This window comes from Stenotrophomonas sp. CASM110 (genome assembly GCF_049384345.1).
Lineage (GTDB): Bacteria > Pseudomonadota > Gammaproteobacteria > Xanthomonadales > Xanthomonadaceae > Stenotrophomonas > Stenotrophomonas muris.
On sequence record NZ_JBMRGI010000006.1, the window covers coordinates 44,514 to 69,318 of the forward strand.

The 24,805-nt window shown below is 67.2% G+C and carries 23 protein-coding genes and 5 tRNA genes; 24 read left to right on the forward strand and 4 right to left on the reverse strand.

Annotated elements, in window-relative coordinates; genetic code table 11:
• Position 1 precedes the first annotated feature (1 nt).
• The 11 genes from VG561_RS06395 (at position 2) to VG561_RS06445 (ending at position 11,812) form a co-directional block, all read left to right on the forward strand.
• Positions 2-2,401, forward strand: a complete 2,400-nt coding sequence (locus tag VG561_RS06395) for a DNA internalization-related competence protein ComEC/Rec2 (protein ID WP_262093277.1) — start codon at positions 2-4, stop codon at positions 2,399-2,401.
• A 3-nt stretch (positions 2,402-2,404) separates the two neighbouring features.
• Positions 2,405-3,067: a MotA/TolQ/ExbB proton channel family protein gene (locus VG561_RS06400; protein WP_014646605.1), complete on the forward strand. Its 663-nt coding sequence runs from the start codon at positions 2,405-2,407 to the stop codon at positions 3,065-3,067.
• Between the two features lie 3 nt (positions 3,068-3,070).
• On the forward strand, positions 3,071-3,493 hold the full coding sequence (locus VG561_RS06405) for an ExbD/TolR family protein (protein ID WP_014036620.1): 423 nt from the start codon (positions 3,071-3,073) through the stop codon (positions 3,491-3,493).
• Positions 3,490-5,238: a lipid A export permease/ATP-binding protein MsbA gene (gene msbA, locus VG561_RS06410; RefSeq protein ID WP_014646606.1), complete on the forward strand. Its 1,749-nt coding sequence runs from the start codon at positions 3,490-3,492 to the stop codon at positions 5,236-5,238. Before VG561_RS06405 ends, msbA begins: the two co-directional genes overlap by 4 nt.
• The gene (lpxK, locus tag VG561_RS06415) at positions 5,238-6,257 is read left to right on the forward strand and encodes a tetraacyldisaccharide 4'-kinase (RefSeq protein ID WP_049406353.1); all 1,020 of its coding nucleotides are present in this window, start codon (positions 5,238-5,240) and stop codon (positions 6,255-6,257) included. Before msbA ends, lpxK begins: the two co-directional genes overlap by 1 nt.
• Before the next feature lie 75 nt (positions 6,258-6,332).
• Positions 6,333-7,106 (forward strand): 3-deoxy-manno-octulosonate cytidylyltransferase, encoded by a 774-nt coding sequence (kdsB, locus tag VG561_RS06420; RefSeq protein WP_014646608.1) that lies wholly within the window; start codon positions 6,333-6,335, stop codon positions 7,104-7,106.
• Complete coding sequence (locus tag VG561_RS06425) at positions 7,103-7,591, forward strand: low molecular weight protein-tyrosine-phosphatase (RefSeq protein ID WP_014646609.1); 489 nt, start codon at positions 7,103-7,105, stop codon at positions 7,589-7,591. Before kdsB ends, VG561_RS06425 begins: the two co-directional genes overlap by 4 nt.
• On the forward strand, positions 7,588-9,000 hold the full coding sequence (locus VG561_RS06430; protein ID WP_262093278.1) for a hypothetical protein: 1,413 nt from the start codon (positions 7,588-7,590) through the stop codon (positions 8,998-9,000). The genes VG561_RS06425 and VG561_RS06430 overlap by 4 nt, the downstream gene beginning before the upstream one ends.
• Complete coding sequence (gene uvrC, locus VG561_RS06435) at positions 8,997-10,841, forward strand: excinuclease ABC subunit UvrC (protein WP_014646611.1); 1,845 nt, start codon at positions 8,997-8,999, stop codon at positions 10,839-10,841. The genes VG561_RS06430 and uvrC overlap by 4 nt, the downstream gene beginning before the upstream one ends.
• A 16-nt stretch (positions 10,842-10,857) precedes the next feature.
• On the forward strand, positions 10,858-11,484 hold the full coding sequence (gene pgsA / locus VG561_RS06440) for a CDP-diacylglycerol--glycerol-3-phosphate 3-phosphatidyltransferase (protein WP_012510614.1): 627 nt from the start codon (positions 10,858-10,860) through the stop codon (positions 11,482-11,484).
• Positions 11,485-11,736: 252 nt separating this feature from the next.
• Positions 11,737-11,812: transfer RNA gene (locus tag VG561_RS06445), tRNA-Gly, on the forward strand.
• Positions 11,813-11,879: 67 nt separating this feature from the next.
• Here the strand turns inward: VG561_RS06445 and VG561_RS06450 are convergent.
• Positions 11,880-12,656: a hypothetical protein gene (locus VG561_RS06450; RefSeq protein ID WP_136191672.1), complete on the reverse strand. Its 777-nt coding sequence runs from the start codon at positions 12,654-12,656 to the stop codon at positions 11,880-11,882.
• A 294-nt stretch (positions 12,657-12,950) separates the two neighbouring features.
• On the opposite strand from VG561_RS06450, the gene VG561_RS06455 reads away from it, so the two are divergent.
• From VG561_RS06455 to VG561_RS06480, 6 genes are all read left to right on the forward strand, one after another.
• Positions 12,951-14,057 carry an NAD(P)/FAD-dependent oxidoreductase gene (locus VG561_RS06455; RefSeq protein ID WP_262093280.1) on the forward strand — a complete coding sequence of 369 codons (1,107 nt, stop codon included), beginning with the start codon at positions 12,951-12,953 and terminating at the stop codon, positions 14,055-14,057.
• 116 nt (positions 14,058-14,173) lie between these two features.
• Positions 14,174-14,249, forward strand: a tRNA-Gly gene (locus VG561_RS06460).
• Positions 14,250-14,616: 367 nt separating this feature from the next.
• A complete protein-coding gene (locus tag VG561_RS06465) occupies positions 14,617-16,080 on the forward strand; it encodes a TolC family protein (RefSeq protein WP_262093281.1) in 1,464 nt (487 codons plus the stop codon).
• Positions 16,077-17,216, forward strand: coding sequence for an ABC transporter permease (locus tag VG561_RS06470; protein WP_111205961.1), 1,140 nt, complete (start codon positions 16,077-16,079; stop codon positions 17,214-17,216). Before VG561_RS06465 ends, VG561_RS06470 begins: the two co-directional genes overlap by 4 nt.
• Before the next feature lie 10 nt (positions 17,217-17,226).
• A complete protein-coding gene (locus VG561_RS06475; RefSeq protein ID WP_014646636.1) occupies positions 17,227-17,955 on the forward strand; it encodes an ABC transporter ATP-binding protein in 729 nt (242 codons plus the stop codon).
• Positions 17,952-18,866, forward strand: a complete 915-nt coding sequence (locus VG561_RS06480) for an HlyD family secretion protein (RefSeq protein ID WP_014646637.1) — start codon at positions 17,952-17,954, stop codon at positions 18,864-18,866. The genes VG561_RS06475 and VG561_RS06480 overlap by 4 nt, the downstream gene beginning before the upstream one ends.
• A gap of 2 nt (positions 18,867-18,868) precedes the next feature.
• Here VG561_RS06480 and VG561_RS06485 read toward each other — a convergent pair whose 3' ends face one another.
• Positions 18,869-19,318, reverse strand: coding sequence for a hypothetical protein (locus VG561_RS06485; protein WP_014646638.1), 450 nt, complete (start codon positions 19,316-19,318; stop codon positions 18,869-18,871).
• The gene (locus VG561_RS06490; protein ID WP_046429875.1) at positions 19,311-19,712 is read right to left on the reverse strand and encodes a hypothetical protein; all 402 of its coding nucleotides are present in this window, start codon (positions 19,710-19,712) and stop codon (positions 19,311-19,313) included. The genes VG561_RS06485 and VG561_RS06490 overlap by 8 nt, the downstream gene beginning before the upstream one ends.
• 130 nt (positions 19,713-19,842) lie before the next feature.
• Here VG561_RS06490 and VG561_RS06495 point away from each other — a divergent pair.
• From VG561_RS06495 to VG561_RS06515, 5 genes are all read left to right on the forward strand, one after another.
• Positions 19,843-19,918, forward strand: a tRNA-Gly gene (locus VG561_RS06495).
• 142 nt (positions 19,919-20,060) lie between these two features.
• Positions 20,061-20,136 (forward strand) — tRNA-Gly (locus tag VG561_RS06500).
• Positions 20,137-20,202: 66 nt separating this feature from the next.
• Positions 20,203-20,276 (forward strand) — tRNA-Cys (locus VG561_RS06505).
• Between the two features lie 121 nt (positions 20,277-20,397).
• Positions 20,398-21,312 (forward strand): ADP-ribosylglycohydrolase family protein, encoded by a 915-nt coding sequence (locus VG561_RS06510; protein WP_014646667.1) that lies wholly within the window; start codon positions 20,398-20,400, stop codon positions 21,310-21,312.
• 217 nt (positions 21,313-21,529) lie between these two features.
• Positions 21,530-21,799, forward strand: coding sequence for a hypothetical protein (locus VG561_RS06515; RefSeq protein WP_032959304.1), 270 nt, complete (start codon positions 21,530-21,532; stop codon positions 21,797-21,799).
• Positions 21,800-21,974: 175 nt separating this feature from the next.
• Here VG561_RS06515 and VG561_RS06520 read toward each other — a convergent pair whose 3' ends face one another.
• Positions 21,975-23,048, reverse strand: coding sequence for an alpha/beta hydrolase family protein (locus VG561_RS06520; protein ID WP_414611777.1), 1,074 nt, complete (start codon positions 23,046-23,048; stop codon positions 21,975-21,977).
• A 260-nt stretch (positions 23,049-23,308) separates the two neighbouring features.
• Here VG561_RS06520 and VG561_RS06525 point away from each other — a divergent pair, with 260 nt between their 5' ends.
• The gene (locus VG561_RS06525; protein WP_014646670.1) at positions 23,309-23,827 is read left to right on the forward strand and encodes an AAA family ATPase; all 519 of its coding nucleotides are present in this window, start codon (positions 23,309-23,311) and stop codon (positions 23,825-23,827) included.
• 141 nt (positions 23,828-23,968) lie between these two features.
• Complete coding sequence (locus VG561_RS06530) at positions 23,969-24,802, forward strand: AraC family transcriptional regulator (protein ID WP_014646671.1); 834 nt, start codon at positions 23,969-23,971, stop codon at positions 24,800-24,802.
• Positions 24,803-24,805: the final 3 nt, after the last annotated feature.

Sequence of the window (24,805 nt, forward strand, 5' to 3'; positions counted from 1 at the left end):
CATGGCCATCGAGCGCTCCCCGTCTCCCTTGCTGGGCAGTGGCACCGCTGGGGCGCTCACACTGGGGGCGTTGGGCTGCGTGCAGCTGTCGCAGCTGCCGCCGCTGTGGGTCTGCACGGTGATGATCGTGCTTGGCATGGCCGGGTGGGGCCTGCGATGGCGGGGGCGCCTGCCGGCGGTCATGCTGCTCGGTGCCGGATGGACGTCGATGCACGCGCACTGGGCAATGCAGGACCAGCTGCCACCGGGCCAACCGGCTCGGGATGTAGTGGTCAGTGGCCGGGTCATCGATCTGCCGGATCATCGGGCCGCGCACACCCGCTTCCTGCTGCAGGTCAGCGAGAGCCGCGAACTGCCATCGCTGCGCGGCAAGCGCCTCCAGGTCACCTGGAACGACGGCTGGCAAGGCAGGTCCAGCGCCGCTGCCGAGGGGCGGCGCAGGCAGGTCCTGGCCGGTGCGCAGTGGCAGCTGGCGCTGCGTGTGCGGGCCCCTCGCTCGCGGATCAATCCCGGGGGTTTTGACAGTGAGCGTCATGCGCTGCTGCGTGGCGTAGCCGGCACTGGAACGGTGAGGGCGCCGGCCAGCGCGCGTGAGCTGCAGGCCGGACATGGCCTGCCGGCATGGCGTGAGCGCACCAGCGCCGCCATCGCGATGCAAGTGGCCCATCCGGCCGCCCGTTTCGTGCAGGCGCTCGCCCTGGGCGACACGCGTGGCCTGTCCGACACCGATTGGGATCAGCTGCGGGCGCTGGGGCTGACCCATCTGGTGGCCATTTCCGGATTTCATGTCGGGGTGGTGGCGGGGCTGGGGGCGTTGCTGTGCCGAGGGCTGTGGTGGCTGTGCCCCCTGCTGGCCCGGCATTGGCCACGTCCACAGGCGGCGGCCTGCGCCGCGGCGCTGTCCGCAGCGGGCTATGCGGTGCTGGCCGGTGGTGAATTGCCGACCGTGCGCACGGCACTGATGATCGGGCTGGTGGCCCTGGCGCGCAGCGGGCGGCGCCCGCTTGGTCTCGTGCAGGGGCTTGCGCTGGCGGCGCTGGCGCTGCTGCTGCCAGCGCCCCTGTCGGTGCTGTCAGCGGGCTTCTGGCTCAGCTTCGGCGGCGTACTGTGGCTGGTGTGGTGCTTGCCGCAGGGACGTCCGCGCGGGGTGGCCGCCAACCTGCGCGGGTTCCTGGCCGCACAAGGGGTGGCCAGCGTCGGCCTGTTGCCGCTGGGCATCGCCTTGTTCGGTGGCACCGCCTGGCTGGGGCCGCTGGTGAACCTGCCGGTCATCCCGTGGTGGACATTGCTGGTGGTGCCCCTGTCGCTGCTGGGCACCGCCCTGCAGGCGCTGCACGACGGTGCTGGGTGCTGGGCGTGGCGCGCGGCGGCGTGGCTGTTCGAGATCAGCTGGCAGGCCCTGCAGCCACTGGCGGCGCACCCGCAGGCGATGTGGTGGCTGGCCGAGGCGCCGGCCTGGGCGGTGCCGGCGGCGCTGCTGGGGGTGTTCTGGTGGCTGCTGCCACGGGGGGCCGGGGGCTGGCTGGCTGGCCTGCTGCTGTGCCTGCCGCTGCTGTGGCCGGCGCGTGAGCGCCCGGCCGAGGGAGAGCTGGAGCTGCTGGTGCATGACGTCGGCCAGGGCACGGCGGTGTTGCTGCGTACTGCGCGGCATGCCCTCTGGTATGACGTGGGGCCGCCGAACGGGGGCGAGGGCAGCGAGCGGATCCTGGTTCCGTCACTGCGGGCCCTGGGCCAGGCGCCGCCCGAGCGGGCGCTGCTCAGCCACGACGATCTCGATCATGCCGGCAACCTGCCGAGCCTGCGTCTTCAGCTGCCGGGGCTGCCATTGCTGGCGCCGCCGGGAAGTACGATCGCCGGGGCCGGCCGTTGCCAGCGCGGCCTGCGCTGGCACTGGGATGGCGTCGATTTCCAGGTGCTGCACCCGGATGCCGGCAGCCAGCGGGCCGAAAACGAAGACAGCTGCGTGCTGCGCGTGGCCGGTGCCCATGGCGTGGTCCTGTTGCCGGGGGACATCGGCCGTCCGGCCGAACAGGCGCTGTTGCGGGCGTCTGCGGCGGCGCTGAAGGCGGATGTGGTGCTGGTGCCGCACCATGGCAGTGGCGGCAGCTCCAGCGCGCCCTGGGTGGCGGCGGTGTCAGCCCGGCTGGCATTGGTCTCGGCCGGCCACCAGAACCGTTTCGGCCACCCGCGCAAGGACGTGGTCCGGCGCTGGCAGGCGCAGGGCGCCGAGGTGGTGTCCACTGCGGAGTCCGGGGCGATCCGCGTATGGCTTGGCGCACAAGGGCTGCAGCTGCGTGAACAGCGCATCCATGCATCCCGGTGGTGGGATGCCGCTGGGCGGGCGCGGTCGGCTGCTATCCTATCGCCGATCGAACAAGCGGCCGTTGGGCCGGAGGGTTGAAACGTGTGGGAACTGGTCAAGGCCGGTGGCTGGCCGATGGTGCCGCTGCTGCTGTTGGGCGTACTGGCTTTGGCGATCATCCTGGAGCGTTTCTGGTCCCTGCGGCGAACGGAGGTGCTGCCGCCCGGCCTCGGCCAGGAAGTGCGCAACTGGGCCGCGCGCGGCAAGCTTGACCCGGCGCACCTGCAGACCCTGCGTGCCAACTCGCCGTTGGGTGCGTTGCTGGCGGCCGCGCTGGAAGCCCGCAACCGCCCGCGCGACCAGATCCGCGAGCGCATCGAGGATACCGGCCGTCACCTGGTGCACCGCATGGAGCGGTTCCTCAACGCGCTGGGCACCATCGCTTCGGCCGGCCCGCTGTTGGGCCTGCTGGGCACCGTGATCGGCATGATCCAGATGTTCCTGGGCATCCTCGACCATGGCGTGGGTGATGTGAACCAGCTGGCCGGTGGCATCGGCAAGGCCCTGGTGTGCACCGCCACCGGCATGATCGTGGCCATCCCGGCACTGATGTTCCATCGCTACTTCAAGGGCCGCATCCACGGCTACGTGGTGGAGATGGAACAGGAGGCCAGCGCCCTGCTGGATACGCTCGACGGCCGCCCGGGGGTGATGAACCCGTCCCCGTCGGCGCGCCCGGCCAACGCCGCTGCGGCGAAGGCCTGATCGATGCGTATCGGCAATGACCGATCCCAGGATGAGCCGCATATCGATCTGGTCCCGCTGATCGACGTCATCCTGGTGCTGATCATCTTCTTCGTGGTCACCACCACCTTCGATGCGCGCTCGACGTTGCAGGTGCAGCTGCCCACCGCCAGCCAGCAGCCCAACAACGAACCGCCACGTTCGCTCAGCGTGCTGATCAACGCCGAAGGCCGTTATTTCATCAATGACCAGGAAGTGCTGCGCAGCGATGTCGAGTCCGTCAAGCAGACCATCGCCGCCGTCGCCGGCAGTGATCGCAGCCAGCCCGTGCTGCTGCGCGCCGACGCGCGTACTCCCTACCAGGCCGTGGTGACTGCGCAGGACGCGCTCGGTCAGCTCGGTTTCCGTCGTATCGCCATTGCAACTGCGCCAGAGGTGCGTCCATGAGTTCCCATCACGCGCCGGTGTGGCCGATCTACAAACGTCTGCTGGGCTACACCCGCACCTACTGGGTGTTCATGGTCGGCGCGGTCATCGCCATGGTGGTCGAAGCCCTCGCCGGCTACCACTTCACCAAGCTGATGGAGCCGCTGGTCAACGAAGGTTTCGTCGATCCGCAGCCGCGCGCGGCCGTGGTGCTGCCGCTGACCATCCTCGGCCTGTTCCTGATGCGCAGCCTGGCCACCTGGGTCAGCGACTACACGCTGGCCAAGACCGGCCGCAGCGTGGTCCGCGACCTGCGTGAGCAGGTGCTGCAGAAGTACCTGCACCTGCCGTCGTCGCACTTCGATACCGAAGCGACGCCGGTAATGGTCAGCCGCCTCAACTTCGATACGGAACAGGTCACCCAGGCCAGTGCCGACGCGCTGAAGACCGTGGTCGCCGATACCCTCACCATCATCGCGATGCTGGCGGTGATGCTGCAGATGAGCGTCAAGGTGACCCTGGCGATGCTGCTGGTGGTGCCGCTGATCGGCGGCATCGTGTCCTACGTGGGCAAGCGCTACCGTCGCATCAGCCGCGGCATCCAGGACGGCATGGGCACGATGGCGCAGACTGCCGAGCAGTCGCTGGCCGCGCAGCAGGAAGTGAAGGTGCACGGCACCCAGCAGCATGAGATCTCGCGCTACTCGCGCCTGGCCAACCGCATGCTGGCGCTGAACATGAAGGTCGAGGTCACCCGCGCCGCCGCGTCCAGCGTGGTGCAGTTCCTGGCCGCACTGGCGCTGGCGGTGATCGTCTGGGTGTCGACCCGCGAAGCCCTGGCCGGCCGCCTCAATGCCGGCCAGTTCATGGGCCTGATGACCTCGATGATGGCCATCATTCCCTCGCTGCGCCGACTGACCAGCGTACAGACCTCGATTTCGCGCGGCGTCTCCGCCGCCGAGCGCCTGTTCGGCATCCTCGACATGCCGGTGGAGCGTGATGAGGGCCAGCACCGCGTGCAGCGCGTGCGCGGCGAACTGGCGTTCGACCACGTCATGCTGCGCTACCGCGAAGACAGCGGCATTGCCCTGGACGACATCAGTTTCGTTGCCAGGCCGGGCACGGTGACGGCCATCGTCGGCCGTTCCGGCAGCGGCAAGACCAGCCTGATCCGGCTGGTTCCGCGCTTCTACGAGCCCAGTGGCGGCGTCATCACCCTCGATGGCGTGGCCCTGGATGACTATCCGCTGGCCGACCTGCGCCGGCAGGTGGCGATCGTCGGGCAGAAGGTGATGCTGTTCGATGACACCATCGCGGCCAACATCGCCTACGGCATGGAGGCGACCGATGAGCAGATCCGTGCGGCGGCCGAAGCGGCCAATGCCTGGGAGTTCATCGCACGCATGCCGCAGCAGCTGCAGACCCCGGTCGGCGAGAATGGCGCGCTGCTGTCCGGTGGCCAGCGCCAGCGCCTGGCGATTGCCCGCGCGATCCTGCGCGACGCGCCGATCCTGATCCTCGACGAAGCCACTGCGGCGCTGGACAACGAATCCGAGCGCCTGGTGCAGGATGCGCTGCAGCGCCTGATGCCGGAACGCACCACGCTGGTCATCGCGCACCGCCTGTCGACCATCGAGCATGCCGACCAGGTGCTGGTGATGGACCATGGCCGCATCGTTGAACGTGGCACCCACAAGGAGCTGCTCGAACTGGGCGGCCTTTACCAGCATCTGCACAGCATGCAGTTCCGCGAAAGGCAGGACTGATGGCCGGCAAGGGTACCCAGACCCCGGCGTACTGGTACGACGGCAGCCCCGTTCCGTGGACGATGCGCCTGCTGGCGCCGCTGTACGCAGGTGTCACCGCGCTGCGTCGGCGCGCCTATCGGCGTGGCTGGCGCAAGCGCCACTCGCTGCCGGTGCCGGTCATCGTGGTCGGCAACATCACCGCCGGTGGTACCGGCAAGACGCCGCTGACCATTGCCCTGGTCGAGCGCCTGCGCGCGGCCGGCTGGAAGCCGGGCGTGGCCAGCCGTGGTTATGGTCGCGAAGACGCCGACAAGCCGCTGTGGGTGCAGGCCGACACGCCAACTGCCAAGGGCGGTGACGAGCCGGTGCTGATCGCCTGGAAAACCGGTGTGCCGGTGCGCGTGGACCGCGACCGTGTCGCCGCCGGCAAGGCGCTGGTCGAGGCCGGCTGCGATGTGATCGTCTGCGACGATGGCCTGCAGCACTACCGCCTGGCGCGCGACATCGAGATCGAAGTGGTCGATGCGCAGCGTCGCTATGGCAATGGCCGGATGATTCCGGCCGGGCCGTTGCGCGAGCCGGTCAGCCGCGCCAGCGAATGCGATTTCCGGGTGGTCAACCTCGGCCAGGCCGATGAGGAAACCGCAGCGCAGGCCTGTGGCTTCGGCCAGTGGCCGATGGCGCTGCACATCGACAGTGCACAGCCGCTGGCCGGTGGCCGCGCTCGCCCGCTGGCGTACTTCAAGGGCCAGCGCGTGCATGCGGTGGCCGGCATTGCCCATCCCCAGCGCTTCTTCGACATGTTGCGCGCGCGTGGGATCGGTGTGGTGCCGCATGCTTTCGCCGACCACCAGGCCTACCAGCCGCAGGACCTGTCCTTCGGCAGCCAGCTGCCGGTATTGATGACCGAGAAGGACGCGGTGAAATGCCGTGCGTTCGGCAACGACTGGCACTACGCGGTTCCGTTGCGCGCCGAGCTGCCCGCGGCGTTCTGGGTGGCGCTGACCGATCGCCTGGACAAGCTGCGGCCGAACTGAGTGGCGCGGCGGCGCTTGCATTCACGCGCTGCTGCCCGCATTCCCGTTGTAACGAGCCTGCCGAGTACCGCCTGCATGACTGAATTCGTCGTCGCCATTCCGGCCCGCTATGCCGCCTCGCGGCTGCCGGGCAAGCCGTTGCGCCCGCTGGGCGGCGAGCCGCTGGTGCTGCATGTGGCGCGCCGCGCGCTGCAGGCCGGTGCCCGTGAAGTCTGGGTAGCGACCGACGATCAGCGCATTGCCGATGCGCTGTCCGGGCTGGCCGAAGTGAAGGTGGCGATGACCGCGACCACGCACGCCTCCGGCACTGATCGCCTGGCCGAATGCGCACGCATTGCCGGCTGGGCCGATGACACGGTGGTGGTCAACCTGCAGGGCGACGAACCGTTCGCACCGGCGGCCGGTATCCGTGCGGTGGCCGATGCGCTGGTCGCAGGCACTGCGACGATGTCGACTCTCGCCACGACCGTCGAGGACGCGCACACCCTGTTCGACCCGAACGTGGTGAAGCTGGTGCGCAACGTGCGCAACGAGGCGATGTACTTCAGCCGCGCGCCGATCGCCTGGCACCGCGACGGCTTCGCACGCAGCCGCGACACGCTGCCGGACGGCCACCACTGGTTGCGCCACATCGGCATCTACGGCTATCGCGCCGGCTTCCTGCAGCAGTTCGCGGCGATGCCGCCGGGCCAGCTGGAGCAGGTCGAATCGCTGGAGCAGCTGCGCGTGCTGGAAGCGGGCTATCCGATCAGCGTGGCGATCTCGCCCGAGCCGTTCCCGCCGGGCATCGACACGCCCGAGGACCTGGAGCGCGCCGAGGGGCTGCTGCAGGCGATGGCGCCGCGATGAGGCTGCTGGTCGTCTGCCTCGGCAACATCTGCCGTTCGCCGATGGCCGAAGGCGCGCTGCGCGCACGCCTGGATGCCTCGCCGCTGGCCGGGCGGGTGCAGGTTGATTCGGCTGGCACCGGCGACTGGCATGTGGGCGAGCCGCCGGACCGCCGCGCGATCGCCTGCGCGGCCGGGCACGGCGTGGACATCGGCGGCCTGCGCGCACGCCAGCTGCAGGCCGTGGATTTCGACCGTTTCGACTGGATCCTGTGTGCCGACGAGGCCAACCTGCGTGATGCCGGGCGCCTGGCGTCGGCGGCCCAGCGTGAACGGCTGGCGTTGTACCTGCCCTGGTCGGGCGTTCAGGGGCGGGTAGCCATCCCCGACCCCTACACCGGCGGCAGCGATCATTTCGAACAGGTCTGGTCGCTGGTCGACGATGCTGCAAAACGTGCGGTGGCACGACTGTTGCATGACGCCGACTCCGGCATAATCGGGTCATGAACGTCCAGCCCGTCCCGGACCTGCCCGAGTTCGCCACCTGGCTCAATGCCACCCCTTGCACCCTGACCGAACTGCGCGGCCGGCCGGTCGCGCTGCTGTTCGTCAATGCGGCCTCCGCCTGGAGTGCGCAACGCCTGGCCGAGTTCGGGCAATGGCTGTCGCGCCACCCCGGCAAGCTGCAGCCGCTGGTGCTGCAGGTGCCGCGCTTCGATTTCGAGCGCGACGCCAGTGCCGCACTGAAGCTGCTGCGCCGCCAGGGTCTGGCCATGCCCGTACTGCTCGATGCCGATTGGGATGGCTGGCGCCGCTTCGGCGTTACCGCCTGGCCGACCGTGGTGCTGCTGGACGCGCAGGGTCGCGAGCAGCAGCGGCTGGTCGGGCAGGGAGCACCCGGTGAACTGGAGCGCGCCCTGAACACGCTGTGCCAGGGCGCGCCTTCGGCGCCGCCGCGCGGCGGCAGCGAACTGCATCCGGAACCACGCCAGGCGCTGCGGTTCCCGCTGGGCCTGGCGGTCAGCACCGAACGCCTGTACATCGCCGACAGTGGCCATCACCGCATTCTCGAATGCAGCCATGGCGGCCGCATCCTGCGCCAGTTCGGCCTCGGTACCGCCGATTTCATGGACGGCAACCTGGCCGAAGCGGCGTTCCACCGCCCGCAGGCGCTGGTGCTGGAGCGCGATTCGCTGTACGTCGCCGACACCGGCAACCATGCGGTGCGCCGCATCAACCTGCTGACCGGCATCGTCGACACGCTGTGTGGCAACGGACGTCCCGGTGCGCCGATGGAAGGTCCGGTGGCGCAGGCGCGGCAGGTCTCGCTGGACCATCCTGCCGGCCTGGCCATCGCCGACAACCAGCTGCACATCGCGATGGCCGGCGACAACCGCATCTGGAGCTACCACCTGGGCCAGCGCAGCCTGCAATGGCGCGCCGGCAGTGGTTCCATCGACGAGCGTGACGGCAGCGGCCACCTGGCTGCCTTTGCCCAACCGACTGCGCTGGCCGTGGTGCAGCAGGTGTTGTACGTCGCCGACGCCTTGGGATCCTCGATCCGTGCACTGCAACTGCGCGGCGACCTGGTGCAGACGCTGGTCGGGCAGGGGCCCTGGCGCTTCGGCAGCGAAGACGGCCCGCGTGCGCAGGCCAGCCTGCAGTATCCGCAGGCGATCGCATTGAGCGCGGACGCTCCGCTGCTGTGGATTGCCGATACCGGCAACGGTCGCCTGCGCACGCTGCGCCTGGGCGGCGGTGAACTGACCACCCAGCCGCTGCCGCGCCGCCTGCATGGCCCGGCCGGATTGGCGGTGGGCGCCGGTGCGGTGTGGATCGCCGAGACTGACGCCCATGCCGTGCTGCGATTCGACCCCGACAGCGGCGTGCTCAGCGAAGTCCCGATCAGCGAATGACCGACGTTCCCGCCCCGGCCTTCGACGGCAAGGCCTTCGCGGCCCAGCTCAGCACCGCCCCTGGCGTGTACCGCATGTACGCCGCCGACGACACCCTGCTGTACGTGGGCAAGGCGCGCGCGCTGCGCAACCGTGTCGGCAGCTATTTCAACGGCAGCCCGAAGAACGCGCGGATCATGTCGATGATCTCGCAGATCACGCGCATGGACGTGACCGTGACGCGCTCGGAAGCCGAGGCGTTGCTGCTGGAAAACCAGTTGATCAAGTCGCTGTCGCCGCGCTACAACGTCTCACTGCGCGATGACAAGACCTATCCGCATGTGCTGCTGACCCGCGAGGACTGGCCACGCATCGCGCTGCATCGTGGTCCGCGTGCCATTCCTGGGCGCTACTTCGGGCCGTATCCCGGCGTCACCGCCGTGCGCGAGACGCTGAACCTGATGCACAAGCTGTTCAAGCTGCGCAGCTGCGAGGACAGCGTGTTCCGCAACCGCTCGCGGCCGTGCCTGCAATACCAGATCGGGCGTTGCAGCGCGCCGTGCGTGGAGCTGGTCCCGGCGCCGGAGTACGCCGAGTCGGTGCGCCGCGCCGCCCTGTTCCTGGAAGGCAAGAGTGACGAGCTGACCCGCGAACTGGGCGAGCAGATGCAGGCCGCCAGCGAGGCGCTGGAGTTCGAGCAGGCCGCGCGCCTGCGCGACCTGATCTCCTCGCTGCGCAGCATGCAGACCCGCCAGTACGTGGATGGCCGCGCCGCGGACCTCGATGTGCTGGCCGTGGCCATGCAGGGCTCGCAGGCCTGCGTGCTGCTGCTGGCCTTCCGTGATGGCCGCAACCTCGGTACCCGCCCGTTCTTCCCGCGCACCAATGGCGAGGAAAGCCCGGAAGAGGTGCTTGCCGCCTTCGTCTCGCAGTACTACATCGAATTCGAGCCGCCGCGCGAGATCCTGCTGGACCGCGAGATTCCCGACGCCGACCTGCTGGTCGCCGCGCTGTCGGCCTCGGCCGAGCGCAAGGTGCAGCTGAAGTGGAACGTGCGCGGCGAGCGCGCCGGCTATGTGGAATTGGCCAGCCGCAACGCGCAGCTGACCCTGGCCACCGAACTCAACAGCCGCAATGCGCAGCACGCGCGCAGCGATGCGCTGCGCGAGATGCTGGGCCTGGCCGAGCCGGTCAAGCGTGTCGAGTGTTTTGATATCAGCCACACCCTGGGCGAGGCCACCGTAGCCTCGTGCGTGGTGTTCGACGCCGCCGGCCCGGTGCGCGCGCAGTACCGCCGCTTCAACATCAGCGGCATCGAGCCGGGCGACGACTACGCCGCCATGCGCCAGGCCATCGACCGCCGTTTCCGCCGCGCAGTGGAAGAGCAGGGCGTGCTGCCGGACGTGCTGCTGATCGACGGTGGCGCCGGCCAGCTGTCGCAGGCCCAGGCCGCACTGGCCGATCTGGGCGTGGAAGGCGTGCTGCTGGTGGGCGTGGCCAAGGGCGTGGAGCGCCGTGCCGGCCACGAGGCGCTGGTGATGCCCGATGGCCGCGAGCTGCGCCCGGGCGCGGCCAGCCCGGCGCTGCAGTTCATCCAGCAGGTGCGCGACGAGGCGCATCGCTTCGCCATCACCGGCCACAGGGGGCGCCGCCAGAAGGCGCGGATGACCAGCAAACTGGAGGATATCCCCGGCATCGGGCCGCGCCGCCGCGCCAGCCTGCTCAAGCATTTCGGCGGCCTGGTGGGCCTGAAAGCCGCTGGCGAAGCGGAAATCGCCAAGGTGGAAGGCATCAATGACGCCCTCGCGGCACGTATCTACGCTAACCTGCACGGGTTGGCCACGCCTGATGCGGCCGAGTAGAGAGAAGCACGCAAGCATGAAGTTGACCCTGCCCACCTGGCTGACGTTGTTGCGGATCGTGATGATCCCGGTGCTGGTGCTGGTGTTCTACCTGCCCTACACCTGGACCAACTTCGCTTCGGCGGCGATCTTCGGCCTGGCCGCGATCACCGACTGGCTTGATGGCTGGATCGCACGCCGTTACCAGCTGGAGTCGGCCTTTGGCGCCTTCCTCGACCCGGTCGCGGACAAGCTGATGGTGGCGGTGGCGCTGTTCCTGATCGTGCAGGGTCATCCGACGCCGTGGATGGCGTTCTGGGCGGCGGTCATCGTCGGCCGCGAGATCGCGGTGTCGGCGCTGCGCGAATGGATGGCCGAGCTGGGCCAGCGCGCGAAGGTGCGCGTGGCGATGATCGGCAAGGTCAAGACCACCGCGCAGATGGTCGCGCTGCTGTGCCTGCTGTACTCGGTGGCCCCGAACGTGCCGGTGGAAGACATCTGGATGGGCTGGCCGGTGTTCCATATCGGCGACTGGACTCTGGCCATTGCCGCCGTGCTGACCCTGTGGTCGGGCCTGCAGTACCTGCACGCCGCCTGGCCGAGCCTGCGCGACGATGAGCGCGCTGCGCGCGAGCGTGCGCGGCAGAAGAAGCTGGGCAACTGAGCCCGGTGTCTGAGCCCCGGGGTCGGATCCCTTTCCGAAGGAAAGGGCTCTGACCCCACGGTTGCTGCCATCCACGCATGGCGTGGATCTACCCTGGAAATGCCGCATCCACGGAGGGGGCGTATCCATCAGTTTGCGGAGACGCCGTAGTAGATCCACGCCATGCGTGGATGGGCGGTGCAAGACGCCTCGCAGACCCTGAAAAAAAGCGCTTGACGCCATGCTTGGAATAGGTAAAATTTCGCCTCCCAAGCGGGAATAGCTCAGTTGGTAGAGCGCAACCTTGCCAAGGTTGAGGTCGCGAGTTCGAGTCTCGTTTCCCGCTCCAGATTCAAGAAGAACGCTCCCGGAAAGGAGCGTTTTTCGTTCTGGTTTGAATCTGTCCTTTCAACGTTCTAGATCGCCGCAAGGATCTGATCGATGTGACCAGCGGCGTCAGCATCGCGATCGTCCAGCCTCAAGTGCGCCTCGGTCGCGATGAACTTGCTGATCAGTCCAAAGCAGGCTTCGCCAAGTCGCGCTCTCCACAGTGAGAGAAAATCGAATCGAACAGTGAATGCCTGCACGTCGTTAAACACGTACACGGGCGCATCGTCAATTCCATCCATCAACGAAGCAATGTAACGATCCTGCTCGGACTGCGAATGGGTCCAGGCTGCATGCCAATCCACGCAGGGCGGCTCGCGTTGCAGGCCAAGCGGTTCTATCACGGCGATCGCATCAACGAGCTCCGCTGTAATCGGATTGCATAGAGCCTTGCTTTCCAGCCAGAAGAGGTAGCTGGCGATGGACGTGATCGTATCGCACGCGCGGATCGTTGCTGCTCCGGGAGTTGGTAGTGCTTGAATCACAAGTGCAACGTGGTTCTGTAATCGGGCGGAGGCGCCAAGCGAGCGAAGATCGTCGAAGAATGCATCATGAGTGCTTCCTATCCTTGCTTCGCTGAAGCTGGCGCACAGGTAGTAGTTATCTCCTCCATCGACCAGCTGGCTCACTGTCCGCTGTGCTGCAAGCCGCGCAGCTTCAGCATCGCTTCTCGGAAATGTTGAAAGGAGGACCTCCCTGAAACAGTCGGTGGCCAGCAGAAACACGATTTGATCGACTGGAATCGCCATCGTTGAATGCGCGAGGAAGGGGCATGCACCATCAGGCTTTGATGTGGCGCGGTCCATGCAATTTTTCCGAAATGGAAGCAGTGGCTTGGTATTCCTGCCGGAGCTGGCCGCTGGTTTGGGTGACGGTGCCACTCATACATTACGCAGTCAGCTGCTTCAACCGCTACCTTGCCAAGGTTGGGACCGTGGATTCGAGTCTCGTTTCCCGCTCCAGATTCAAGAAGAACGCTCCCGCAAGGGGGCGTTTCTCGTTTGCGTGTTCTACGCTTCATCCCCACTTCACCGCCACCCCATCACCCCGCCACGCTACCGTTCGAAGCTGCATCTCCGTTCCTCCAGGACGATGCAGCAATGCCTCACACTCCCTCCGCCTACGACCACGATGTGGTCATCGTCGGCGCCAGTTTCGCTGGTGCCGCCTGCGCCTTGGCCGCCGCGCAGTACGGTCTGCGCGTCTGCGTGCTGGAACGCAAGGTCGACCCCGGCGAGCGCTTGCACACCACCGGTATCGTGGTGAAAGAAGCGATGGAGGAGACCTGGTTGGGGCGCATGCCCGAACATCTGGTGGACCGGGTCGCAAACGTGCGCCTGTATGCGCCGAACCTGCGCAGCGTGTTGCTGGCCGCACCGGGCTATTACTTCCTCACCACCGATACGCCGAACCTGATGCGCTGGCTGGCCCGTGAGCTGCGCGCGAATGGCGTCGACCTTCGCCTGCAACAGTCCTTCACCGACGCCCATCGCAGTGGTGACGGCTGGCAGGTAGAAGGGGCAGGGCGCTGCGCCTACTTGGTCGGTGCCGATGGTGCACGCTCGCGCGTGGCCCGGCGCACTGGCCTTGGCCAGGTGCGCGACAATCTCTACGGTGTCGAACGCGAGTTCGCCGGCCTGCAATTGCCGCAGGGTGATGCGTTGCATTGCTTTGTCAGCAAGCGCTACGCGCCGGGCTACATCGGCTGGGTCGCGCAGAATCCAACCGGCCTGCAGGTCGGGTTGGCAGTGCGCCATGACCCGGACCGGGTGCGGCCGCCAGATATCGATGGCTTCCTTGAGCATGTGCGCGATGTGGTCGGCATTCCGGCCTCGGCGCGTCCTTCGGCCACCCGCGCCGGTCTGGTGCCCTGCGGCCGGCCGGACGGCTCGATCAGCGGGCCCCGCCTGATCCTGACCGGTGACGCGGCGGGCATCGTCTCGCCGCTCTCGGCCGGCGGCATCCATTCCTCGTGGCGGCACGGTTGGACGGTCGGCGAGGCGATCGCCCGGCATCTGCGCGGCCAGGGGCCGGACGCCGAGCGGGTGGCGCGGCAGGCGGCCCCGGCCTTCCGTGGCAAGCACCTGCTGCGCTGGGCGATGGATCACCTGCAGGCCGATTGGCCGCTCAATGCACTGCTGCACACGGCCGCCACGCGTCGCATCGCCGAGCAGGTCTACTTCCACCGCCGTGGCCTGCGCACGTAAAGCGAGCAGGCAGGGGCGCCTGAACGCCGTCCTTCGGTTCACGTGAAAATTCCTGTTGACGCCGTGCAGCAATATCGACACAATAGCGCTCCTTCGACGCAGGTCGAACGGAATCTGCGGGAATAGCTCAGTTGGTAGAGCGCAACCTTGCCAAGGTTGAGGTCGCGAGTTCGAGTCTCGTTTCCCGCTCCAGATTCAAGAAAAACGCTCCCGCAAGGGGGCGTTTTTCGTTTGTCATGACGTTGGCCAGGCGGGTCGCTACAGGCGGGCCACGACATTTTCATGGTGGGCGTGGTAAGTCTGCAGCTGGGGGCGATTCCGACATTGGTGTCGCAATCGGCATGACGGGGGGCGCAGCGATCGTGGGGACGATCGGAAGCACCTGGCACGAGGGGCTGCAACAGACGCAATGACCTGGAATCCGCACCAGTGTTCCGCCTGCTGCAGGCGCTGAAAGGCTGGCGAAAGGCCTGCGCCGGCGTTGCCTGAACCGCACGCGTGCTGTGACCTTTTTCGGACCATTTCTCCATGTTCGCTCCACAATCGCACGGTAGCCTTCATGCTCCTTCTACACGTTGGCGGGCTGGTGGTCAGGCGTATCACTTCAGTGGCAGTGCCCAGGACGGGGCGCGGACTCTCCCTGCAGGCAGTGCTGCGACCCGGCGCGCTGCTCGCAAGTCTCGCATTGGCGGGCTGCATGTCGGTGCCGGTTCCGGATCTGCCTGATCGCACGCCCAGCACCTGGACCCAGGTGCCGCAGGGCCAAGGCGTGGCGGTGGACGCCAAACAGTGGTGGAAAGTGTTGTCCGATCCAGCGCTGGATGGACTGGTCGATCAGGCCATCGCCGGCAACCTCGACCTGCAGCAGGCCACGCTGCGCCTGCAGGCCGTGCGGATTGTCGCCGGCACGTCCGATTCGCGCTTCCTGCCGGAAATCACCGCCAGCGCAAAGCAGGTGCAGGATGCCGCTGCGGTCGACACCTACTTCCACGCGGGTATCGAAGCGATCTGGGACCTGGGCCTGTTCGGCGCCGCCGAGAGCGCGCAGTTGAGCGCGCAGGCGTCGGCCGGCAACGCCGAGGCGCTGCGTGGTGCCGCGCAGGTCGCGGTGATCGCCGACGTGGTGCGCAGCTATCTGGATCTGACCGTGGCGCAGGCCCAGCAGGTCCTGTTGGCCCGCCAGCAGGCGGTGGACGATCGCGGCGAACAGTTGGCCCTGGTACGCCAGCGCCTGCGCCTTGATGAGCCCGGCGAACTTGATCGCCTGCGTGCACGCCAGGCCGCCACCCGCGCGGCCACGGCGCAGGCACGGGAAAACGCGGACAACGCTGCCCGTGCGTTGGCTTTGCTGCTGGGACGCGATGGCCCGGACCCGGCCTGGCGTGCCTATCGCACGCCGCCGACGCTGGGTGCGTTCTCGCTGCAGCAGGTCCCGGCCGATCTGCTGCGCCATCGGCCGCAGATCCTGCTGGCCGAATCGGAGGTGATGCAGGCTGCTGCCAGCAAGGGTTCGGCACGCGCCGCGATGTATCCGCGTGTCAGCCTCGGTGGCTCCATCCTGTACGCCTACAACCTCACCCAGAACGCCCGCTCCAATTCCGATTCGAGCCCGTCCATCGGCCCGTACATCGATATTCCGCTGTGGGACTGGGGCCAGCGCCGCGCACGCTTCCATGCCGATGAAAAGCAGCTGGATGCCGCCTTGCTGGGTTACCGCAAGGCGGTGCTGGAAGGCGTGAGCGAAGTGGAAGGCGCGCTCGGCAGCCTGGCGCGCCAGGACAGCAGCATCCAGTCGCTGCGCGCGGCCGATGATGCCGCCGGGCAACAGGTCAAGCGGCAGGCGCGGCAGGTGCAGTTGGGGCTGTCCAGCGAATTCGACGGGCTTGACGGGCAGCGTGCGGCACTCGCCGCGCAGGCCGACCTGATCGGTGCACAGGGTGCGCGCGTGCTGGCCTTTGCGTCGCTCTACCGCGCCCTCGGTGGTGCTCCGTTGCCTGTCGAGGGTGAGGGCGACTCGCAATGATCGCGCTGGCCCGCAAGACCCTGGCCTATGAGTGGCGCCGGTTCCTGCCGGTGGTGCTGGCGATGTGCTTCGCCGGTGTGCTGTTGATCGTGCAGGCGGCACTGGTGCTGGGCATCTTCGGTACCGCTGCGATCTACGTGAAAGCGTCCTCGGCCGACATCTGGGCCGGCTTCCCCGGCACCCAGAGCGTCAACTACGGCCATGCGATCAGCGCCGACGTCGAAAGCCACCTGCGCATGGACCCGGATGTCACCCGCGTCGAATCCTACGAGTGGGTCGATGGCGAATGGCGCTCGGGCGCGCAGGGTACCGGCAACGTGTCGGTGTACCTGTCCGGCATCTCCACCGGCGATGACGCAATGATGTTCGCGCGCATCCTGCCTGCCGACCTGCGCGCGCAGCTGCGCGAGCCGGGGGCGGTGATCGTCGACAGCGCCGACCTGGATACGCTGGGCGTGGACCTGCAGAGCAACCGTGCATGGATCAATGGCAAGGCGGTGCGCGTGGTCGCCGCGCAACCCGGCCTGCGTGGCCTCGGTGGCGTCAACGTGCTGGCCTCGCTGGATACCGCGCGTGCCATCGCCGGTACCGATCCGCACGAGGGTAGTACCTATTTCGTGGCGGGCCTGCGCTCGCCGGACCTGGCCGACCGCGTGCGCGACCGCCTCGCTGCGTCGATGGGCCAAGCCACGCCGGTCGAGTTCTGGACCGCGCCGGCGTTCGCCAGCCGTTCGCAGCAGTACTGGTTGTTCGACACCGGCGCCGGCATCGCGGTGCTGTTCATGGCGGTCATCGTCTGCTTCGTCGGCGCGGTGATCACCAACCAGTCGTTCGCCTCGGTGGTGGCTGGTTCGGTGCGCGAGTACGCCACGCTCAACGCGCTCGGCGCAGGTCGCTACGCGCTGGCACGGGTGGTATTCGAGCAGGCATTGCTGATCGGTGGCGTGGGCATGTTGCTGGCGGCGGCGTTCAGTACCGTCGTGCTGTTGATCGCACAGTCCCAGCGCGTGCCGGTGCAGCTGACGCCGATGGTCATCATCGGCTGCGTGGCGCTGGTCGCGGTGATGGCCATGCTGTCGAGCATCATGGCGGTACGCAGTGTGGTCCGCTCCGATCCATCGTTGCTGCTGCGTTGAGGACCGGCCGATGACCTCCAAACATGCCGTCGCTCCCACGTTGCAGGCCGACGCACTGGAAAAAGCCTTCATGTCCGGCGATGTACAGGTGCCGGTGCTGCGCGGCCTGTCGCTGGACATCTATCCGGGCGAGTTGACCCTGGTCTCGGGCCCTTCGGGGTGCGGCAAGAGCACGCTGCTGTCGCTGCTGTCCGGCCTGTCCGCGCCGGATGGCGGTCGCGTGCACGCGCTGGGCCAGGACGTGGGCCACATGACCCGCGGCGAGGTGGAGCGCTTCCGCCTGCACCATGTCGGCTTCGTGTTCCAGGGCTTCAACCTGTTCCCGGCGTTGACTGCGCTGGAGCAGGTGCAGTTGCCGCTGGGCTACCGTGGCATGCGCAATCGCGAAAGCGAACCGCTGGCCCGCAAGGCGCTGGAAGAAGTGGGCCTCAGCCACCGCAGCCACATGCGTCCGGCGCAGCTGTCCGGCGGCGAGAAGCAGCGCGTGGCGGTGGCCCGTGCCTTCGCCAAGTCGCCGACACTGATCTTCGCCGACGAACCCACCAGCGCGCTGGACGCCGAGAATGGCCAGCGCGTGATCGACATCCTGCATCGCTACGCACGTGCGCATGGCGCCACCGTGCTGTGCGTGAGCCACGATCCGCGCCTGATCCGGCATGCCGATCGGGTGATCGCCATGGAAGACGGCATGGTCCGTGATGACCGCCGCCAGAACGAAACCGTAGAGTCCGCCCCATGACCAAGACGTCGCACCTGCTTCCCCTCAGCCTGGTACTGTCCGCGGCACTGCTGCTTTGCGCCTGTTCCAGGGACGCGCCCGCCCAGGCACCTGCAGGTAAAGCCAGCACTGCCACCGCCGGCAAGGTTGCGGTGGCGCGCGGCATCATCGATGTCGAGGGTGGCCTGATCGCGCTGGCGCCGCCGGTGGATGGTTCGATCACCGCCGCGCTGGTGAAGGAGGGCGCCACGGTGAAGAAGGGGCAGCTTCTGCTGTCGCTGGACGGTGCGCTGCTGCAGCAGGAAGTGGCGATGGCCACCGCTGATCTCGCACTGGCCAATGACCGCCTGAAGGGCAGCCAGGCGCAGCTGCGCGAACTGGAGCGCAATGCCACCCGCCTGTCCACGGGTGCGAGCGAAGGCGTGTCGTCCAACCAGCAGGCCGATGCGGCCAAGCAGCAGCTGGCTGGCGTACGCGCCGATGTCGACGTGGCCGGTGCGCAGGTCGACATGGCCCAGCACAAGCTGGAACACGCCAGGCTGAAACTGCAGCAGATGTCGCTGAGCGCGCCGGAAGCCGGCACCGTGGTCGGCCAGGTGCCGGGCCTCGGCGCCTTCGTGCAGGCCGGCAAGCCGGCGATATCACTGCTGCCGGCGCGCCCGCTGCAGGTACGTGCCGAACTCAGCGCGGCCTACGCCGATGCCGTGCAGGTGGGCATGAGGGCCACCGTGGTGCCAGACAGCGATGGTGCCGAGAACGCCAGCACGCTGCCGCCCGCACGCGTGGTACGCATCAGCCCGGTGTTCGCGCAGGCTCGCCTGCCTGAAGACGCGGGGCGTGGCGTGGCCAAGGTGGTGGAGTGCGTGCTGGAGTTCGATGGCGAGGCCAAGGCGCGCTTCGGCCAGCATGTGCGGGTGGAGTTCCGGAAGTAGGCCTAGTGCTGCAACGGGGGCGCATCCGCGCGCCCTCGACGCCTGAACGCCCGCCACGCGCTCACCGCCGACACCATGCACAGCGCCAGCAGCAGGCCCACGTCCAACAGCAGCAGCCACAGCAGATGCATGCCTTGTACCGGCGGCTGATGCATCGCCGACAGCATCCACGGCACCGACCACAGCAGCAGAAGGGCGAAGGCGATCAGCAGGCGCAGCCACAGGCGTTTCAGTCTCCACGGCCGCACGATCAAGGCGGCTACCACCAGTTCGACCGTGCCCAGCAACGCGAAGACGATGACGGTGCTGGTCGGGTAGGGCAGTTCGGCGCCTTCCAGGTGGTGCAGCAGCCAGTAGTCCGGAGTGAAGCCGGCATTGACCAGTGCGGCGATCAGCGCCAGCCAGGTCAGCGCGACCAGCAGCCAGAACAGGCGGATGTAACGTCTAGGCATCGGTGGTGTCCGTGGTGTAGCGGGAGGTTGCCCGCGACGAATAGCGCAGGCTTGCGGCGATTGCGGCCAGTGCCAGCAGGCCAGGTCCAACGGTGAAGTACACCAGGCGCAGCGGATGGTCGTGCATCAGCGTCCAGCTGGCGAACGCCAGCGGCGCCGCCAGCACCAGCAGCTTGGCGAACAATGGCCGCAACACTGCGATCAGCAGTTGGGCGCCAATGAACATCCAGAACAGATGGAACTGGGCGATGCCCAGGCCGATGTCGCGATGGGCGGTGAAGCCGAAATGGTCGCGATACCAGTTCATTCCCAGCGGAATCAGTGCCCAGTACAGCAGCGCCACCAGCAGATGCAGCAGCAGGGCGATCAACAAGGGTTTGCCGCGAAGGAACATGGGCGCATGGGGCTGGGCGGGGCAGCGTAACCCAGTGCGGACGCCCGTGACCGCATGATGTGAAGACTGTTGACGGCGTGAAGGAATTTGGACACAATAGCGCTCCTTCGACGCAGGTCGAACGGAATCTGCGGGAATAGCTCAGTTGGTAGAGCGCAACCTTGCCAAGGTTGAGGTCGCGAGTTCGAGTCTCGTTTCCCGCTCCAGATTCTACAGGGCCCCGGCAGGGGCCTTGTTTTTCTCCCGCCACGGCAAGGCGGGGCACGTTGAGCCGCAAGGCTTTGCGCGCAGTCAGAAAGGTGAAATCGCTGGTGTGTTTTCCGGATTTCCGGTAGCATGTCGGCTTACGCGGGAATAGCTCAGTTGGTAGAGCGCAACCTTGCCAAGGTTGAGGTCGCGAGTTCGAGTCTCGTTTCCCGCTCCATGTTCCGACAGGCCCCATCATGGGGTTTTGTCTTGTCAGGGTTCCGTTCCTGGCGCGCAGTACGTTGGCCTCATGGCAGAGTGGCTATGCACCGGATTGCAAATCCGTTTACAGCGGTTCGATTCCGCTTGAGGCCTCCAATTGAAAAGCCCTGACTCCGGTCAGGGCTTTTTTGTTGGCTACGATTGCTTTCCCGCTTGCGCGATCGTCGCGCGGCCTGGCGGCCAGTCATGGCGGATCCGGTGGCGCTACACTGGTCTGATGAACCAGATTGATCACTTCCGCGGCGCCTTGCTCGGCCTCGCGTGCGGCGATGCCGTCGGTACCACGCTGGAGTTCAAGCCTCGTGGCAGCTTCACCCCGATCACCGACATGGTGGGTGGTGGGCCGTTCCAGCTGCAGCCGGGGCAATGGACCGACGATACCTCCATGGCGATGTGCCTGGCCGAGAGCCTGGTGCGTTGTGACACCTTCGATGTGCACGATCAGATGAACCGCTACGCCAACTGGTACCGGCATGGGTACTGGAGTGCGACCGGCGAGTGCTTCGATATCGGTATGGCAACGCGGGCTGCGATCGACCGGTTCCTGCAGGATGGCCATCCGCTGGCGGGTAGTGACGACCCACGCAGCGCTGGCAATGGCTCGATCATGCGTTTGGCGCCGGTGGCATTGCGCTACGCCGGGACCCCCGACCTGCAGGCAATGGCCGAGCTGAGTTCGCGAACGACGCACGCTGCGCAGGAGTGCCTGGAGGCGTGCCGCTTGCTGGCGGTCGCGCTGGAGCGGGCGTTGGCAGGTGGCACCCGTGACGCGGTGCTGGATCTCAGCAATGTCCCCGTCGAGAGCGCGCGGCTGCAGCAGATCGCGGCGGGCGGCTACCGCGGTGCCGCGCGTGAGCAGATCCGTGGCAATGGCTATGTTGTCGACAGTGTCGAAGCTGCACTCTGGTGCTTTGATCGCCACGACACCTTTGAAGCCGTCGTACTCGAGGCGGCCAATCTTGGCGAGGACGCCGACACCACGGCCGCCATCGCGGGGCAGCTGGCGGGCGCATTCCATGGTGCGCGCGGAATCCCCGGGCGGTGGTTGCAGCGGCTGGCCCTGCGTGCCGAAATCCAGGCGCTGGCCGATGCGCTGCACGCCTTGAACCAGGGCAGCGACCGCGCTGCGTGAGTCGGGTTCCCTGCCTGTGAACTGCGCCGGCAGGACGCTCCCTGCCGGCGCCATTTCCGACGCCGCGAGGGAACCCGTGCGGCAGCTCGCATGCCGCGGCCGCCAGTCTCAGCCGGCCACGACATGGAAAGGCGCTATGGTCAGGTTCCACGTCTCAGGGAGCCGCAATGGCGAGCAAGGACATCACGCGTCGCTTCAGCCGCGGAGCGAAACGGAAATGAGCAAAGTCATGGCAGATGTGCGTTGGCTGACCTTTCGGTTGAAGAACGGGCAATCCATCGGGCCGGAGCGGCTGAAGGACGGATGGGTGATTGCCTCGGAAACCGCCCGCTGTGAGGTCCGCCGCGAGCATATCGAGGGATCGGGCCTGGTGTATGCCTTGTATGCGCCGGCCAGCCTGGCCTCACCGCGGCGCGCGGAAATGCGCATGCGCGAATTCCTGATGAGCTCGGGCTACACCTTCACGATGGGCACGCTGGGCGGCTGACTGGGCCCGTCATGGTTGCGCTCGCACGGTCAGCGCCTGGCCCTGCATGCCGATCGGGCGGCGTGCATCGTGCAGCACCATGCCGGTCAGGCCGAGGCCTTGGCGGCTGAACGACACACGCCACCCGAGCAGCCCCTTCCCGCACGGTGGTGATGCGTTGCGGCACGCGATGGACTCAGCGTTGCACTGCTTTCAAGGCGTCGACCACCTGTGTCCCAGAAAAACCACAGTGTCCTTCGCCCACCGGCGGCAACACGCGTGGCAGCGGGCGTGCGCCAGCCCGTACGGCCAATTGCGGATACACCGTCTGCATGTGCGGCACGATGGTCGGGTCGTTGTGGTTGAACTGGATCACCAGCGGTCGCTTCAGTGCGCCGGTGATTGCCAGCGAGTTGCGGACATGCGCCTGCGCCGCGGGAACAGCGCTGACACGCTGCACGCCGGCATTGAACGCGGTGTCATCGCCAAAGCCGCTGTAGACCACGCCGATGTTGCCCATCGGCATGCCGCCGCTCCGTGCAGCCAGTTCATGCAGGACCAGCGCGTGCAGGCTGATCGTGCCGGCCAGTGCATCAGCGGAGACCTGCAGCCGCCGTGCCAGCACTGCGGCGTGCGACGGATCACGTTGCAGTGCATTGGCGATGCCCTGGTACAACTCGCCCTGCGGCAGCGCCGCCGCTTCGCGCGATAGCAGGCCGGTGGGCGGCAGCCCATCAGCCTGGGGGAACAAGTAATCGAACGCGACCAGCGTGGTCAGCAGATCGGTCGCGATCTGTTCGCCACTGAGATTGGCGCCGCACAGCGATACACCGCCGGTGTAGTGCTGCGGGAAGCGTTCGAGGCTTCCGATGGTCACGGCACCGCCCATCGAGAATCCCAGCATCCAGGTGTGGCGGACATGCTTGAGTTCACCCAGTGCCTGCTGGCGCAGGCGTTCCATGTCGGTGATCGCATCGGCCACCGCCCAGCCCTGGCTGGCATAGGCGCTCTGCGCGACGGCGTAACCTGCTGCCAGCAGTGGTGCGGTGCTGTCATTGGCCGCCATGGGGGCGGTGCGCGGCACGCCGACCGGTTCATAGCCATGGGCCAGCATTACCAGGTCGCCGTTCCAGTCGGCAGGCACATCCAGCCGCCACGGTGCGCCCTGCCGCTCGCCGCTGAGCGTACGCGCTGCTGGCGGCGGTGCAGCCAGCGATGTCATCCAGGGCAGCAGGCAGAGGGCAAGCGCACATCGAAACAAGGTTCGCATCGGGGTCATTCCATGCGGGAATGGCGCCGAGCATAGATCCCTGAACAACCTTGCGCGCGCTGCAGTGCCGCAGGGCATTGCCGGTCGGCGGTGCTGCGCTCTACGCTGGCGGCATGGCCCTGCACAGCATCGCGTCGATTATCCGCATTCCCCACGGGAAGGCGGGGTAGCGCGCGGTCATCTCGGCCAAGCAACCTGCCCGGGAAGGCGGGTTGCATGCAGCGCTCTCCCGGGTAATGAATCCACCAAGGAGAATGCAGATGCACGACCTTTCATCGAACGACGCTGCGCCGACCCTGCACCTGGTGTGCGGCAAGATCGGTGCCGGCAAATCCACCCTGTCGCAGCAGCTGGCGTTGAAGCCGCGCCACGTATTGATCAGTGAGGACACTTGGCTGGCGGCGCTGTATCCGGGCGAAATCCATTCCATTGCCGACTATCTGCAGCGTGCAGCCACGTTGCGCAATGTGCTGGCCGATCATCTGCGCGCATTGCTGCAGGCCGGTGTTTCGGTGGTGCTCGATTTTCCATTCAATACGCCAGCCAGCCGCGCGTGGGCACGTGAAGTGTTCTCGCCGGTTGGCGCTGCACATCAACTGCATTTCCTCGACATTGCCGATGAGGTCTGCAAGGCGCGGCTGCGCGCGCGCAATGCTCTCGGCGAACATCCGTTCCAGGCCAGCGACGAGGAGTTCGAACGTATCACCCGCCACTTCGTTGCACCGGCCGCGGAAGAGCGCTTCGTGGTGATGCGCTATACCGAGGCAGGCCCGGCGTAGCGCAGCACCAGGCGGCCGTCGTCATGCTGGCGCAGCTGCATGAATTCGAGACGGATCACTCAGCCAGTGCCGCCCCCTCAACCGCCGATTCCGATACGATCTGTCACATTGCGTTAGTCTCGCTTGACCCGGAGTCCCGTCATGGTCGACCGTCTCGCCATTCTGCTGGAACGTTTTTCGGTCACCGCCTCGGTGTTCCATGCCGGCGCGCTGTGCGGCATCAACACGCTGGAGGGCGAGGATGAAGCCGGGCAGTTGCACCTGGTGCGACGTGGCCCGCTGCAGGTCAGCCACGGCCAGCAGACCGTGCAGGTCGAGGTACCGAGCCTGCTGCTGTACCCGCGGCCGATGCCGCATCGGTTCAGCACCGATCCGCAGCACGGCGCCGACATGGCCTGCGCCAACCTGCATTTCGAGGGGGGACGGCTCAACCCGATCAGCGCCGCATTGCCCGATTTCATATGCCTGCCGCTGGCCGATCTGTACGGCGGCAACGCAGCGCTGGAACTGCTGTTCGAGGAAGCCTTCGAGCAGCGTTGCGGGCGTGCGGCGATGGTCAACCGGCTGTTCGAGGTGGTGATGATCCAGGTGCTGCGCCAGCTGATGGAAGGTGGCGAAATGCGTGGTGGCCTGTTTGCCGGGCTGGGTCATCCGCGGCTGCGGCTGGCGCTGGTGGCGATGCATGAGGCGCCCGCACAGTCCTGGACCCTGGAAGACCTAGCCGAGGTCGCCGGCATGTCACGCAGCGTGTTTGCTGCCAGTTTCCGTGAGGCGATGGGCACCACGCCCGGTCAATACCTGCAGGGCTGGCGGGTGGGCCTGGCGCAGCAGGCACTGCGCCAGGGCAGACCGCTCAAGCGGATTGCCGACGATGTGGGGTACGGCAGCGAAGCCGCGCTGTCGCGCGCATTCAAGGCGCACACCGGGCAGTCGCCGCGCGAGTGGCGCGGGCAGGCCCGCGCCGGCGCGGCCTGAGTC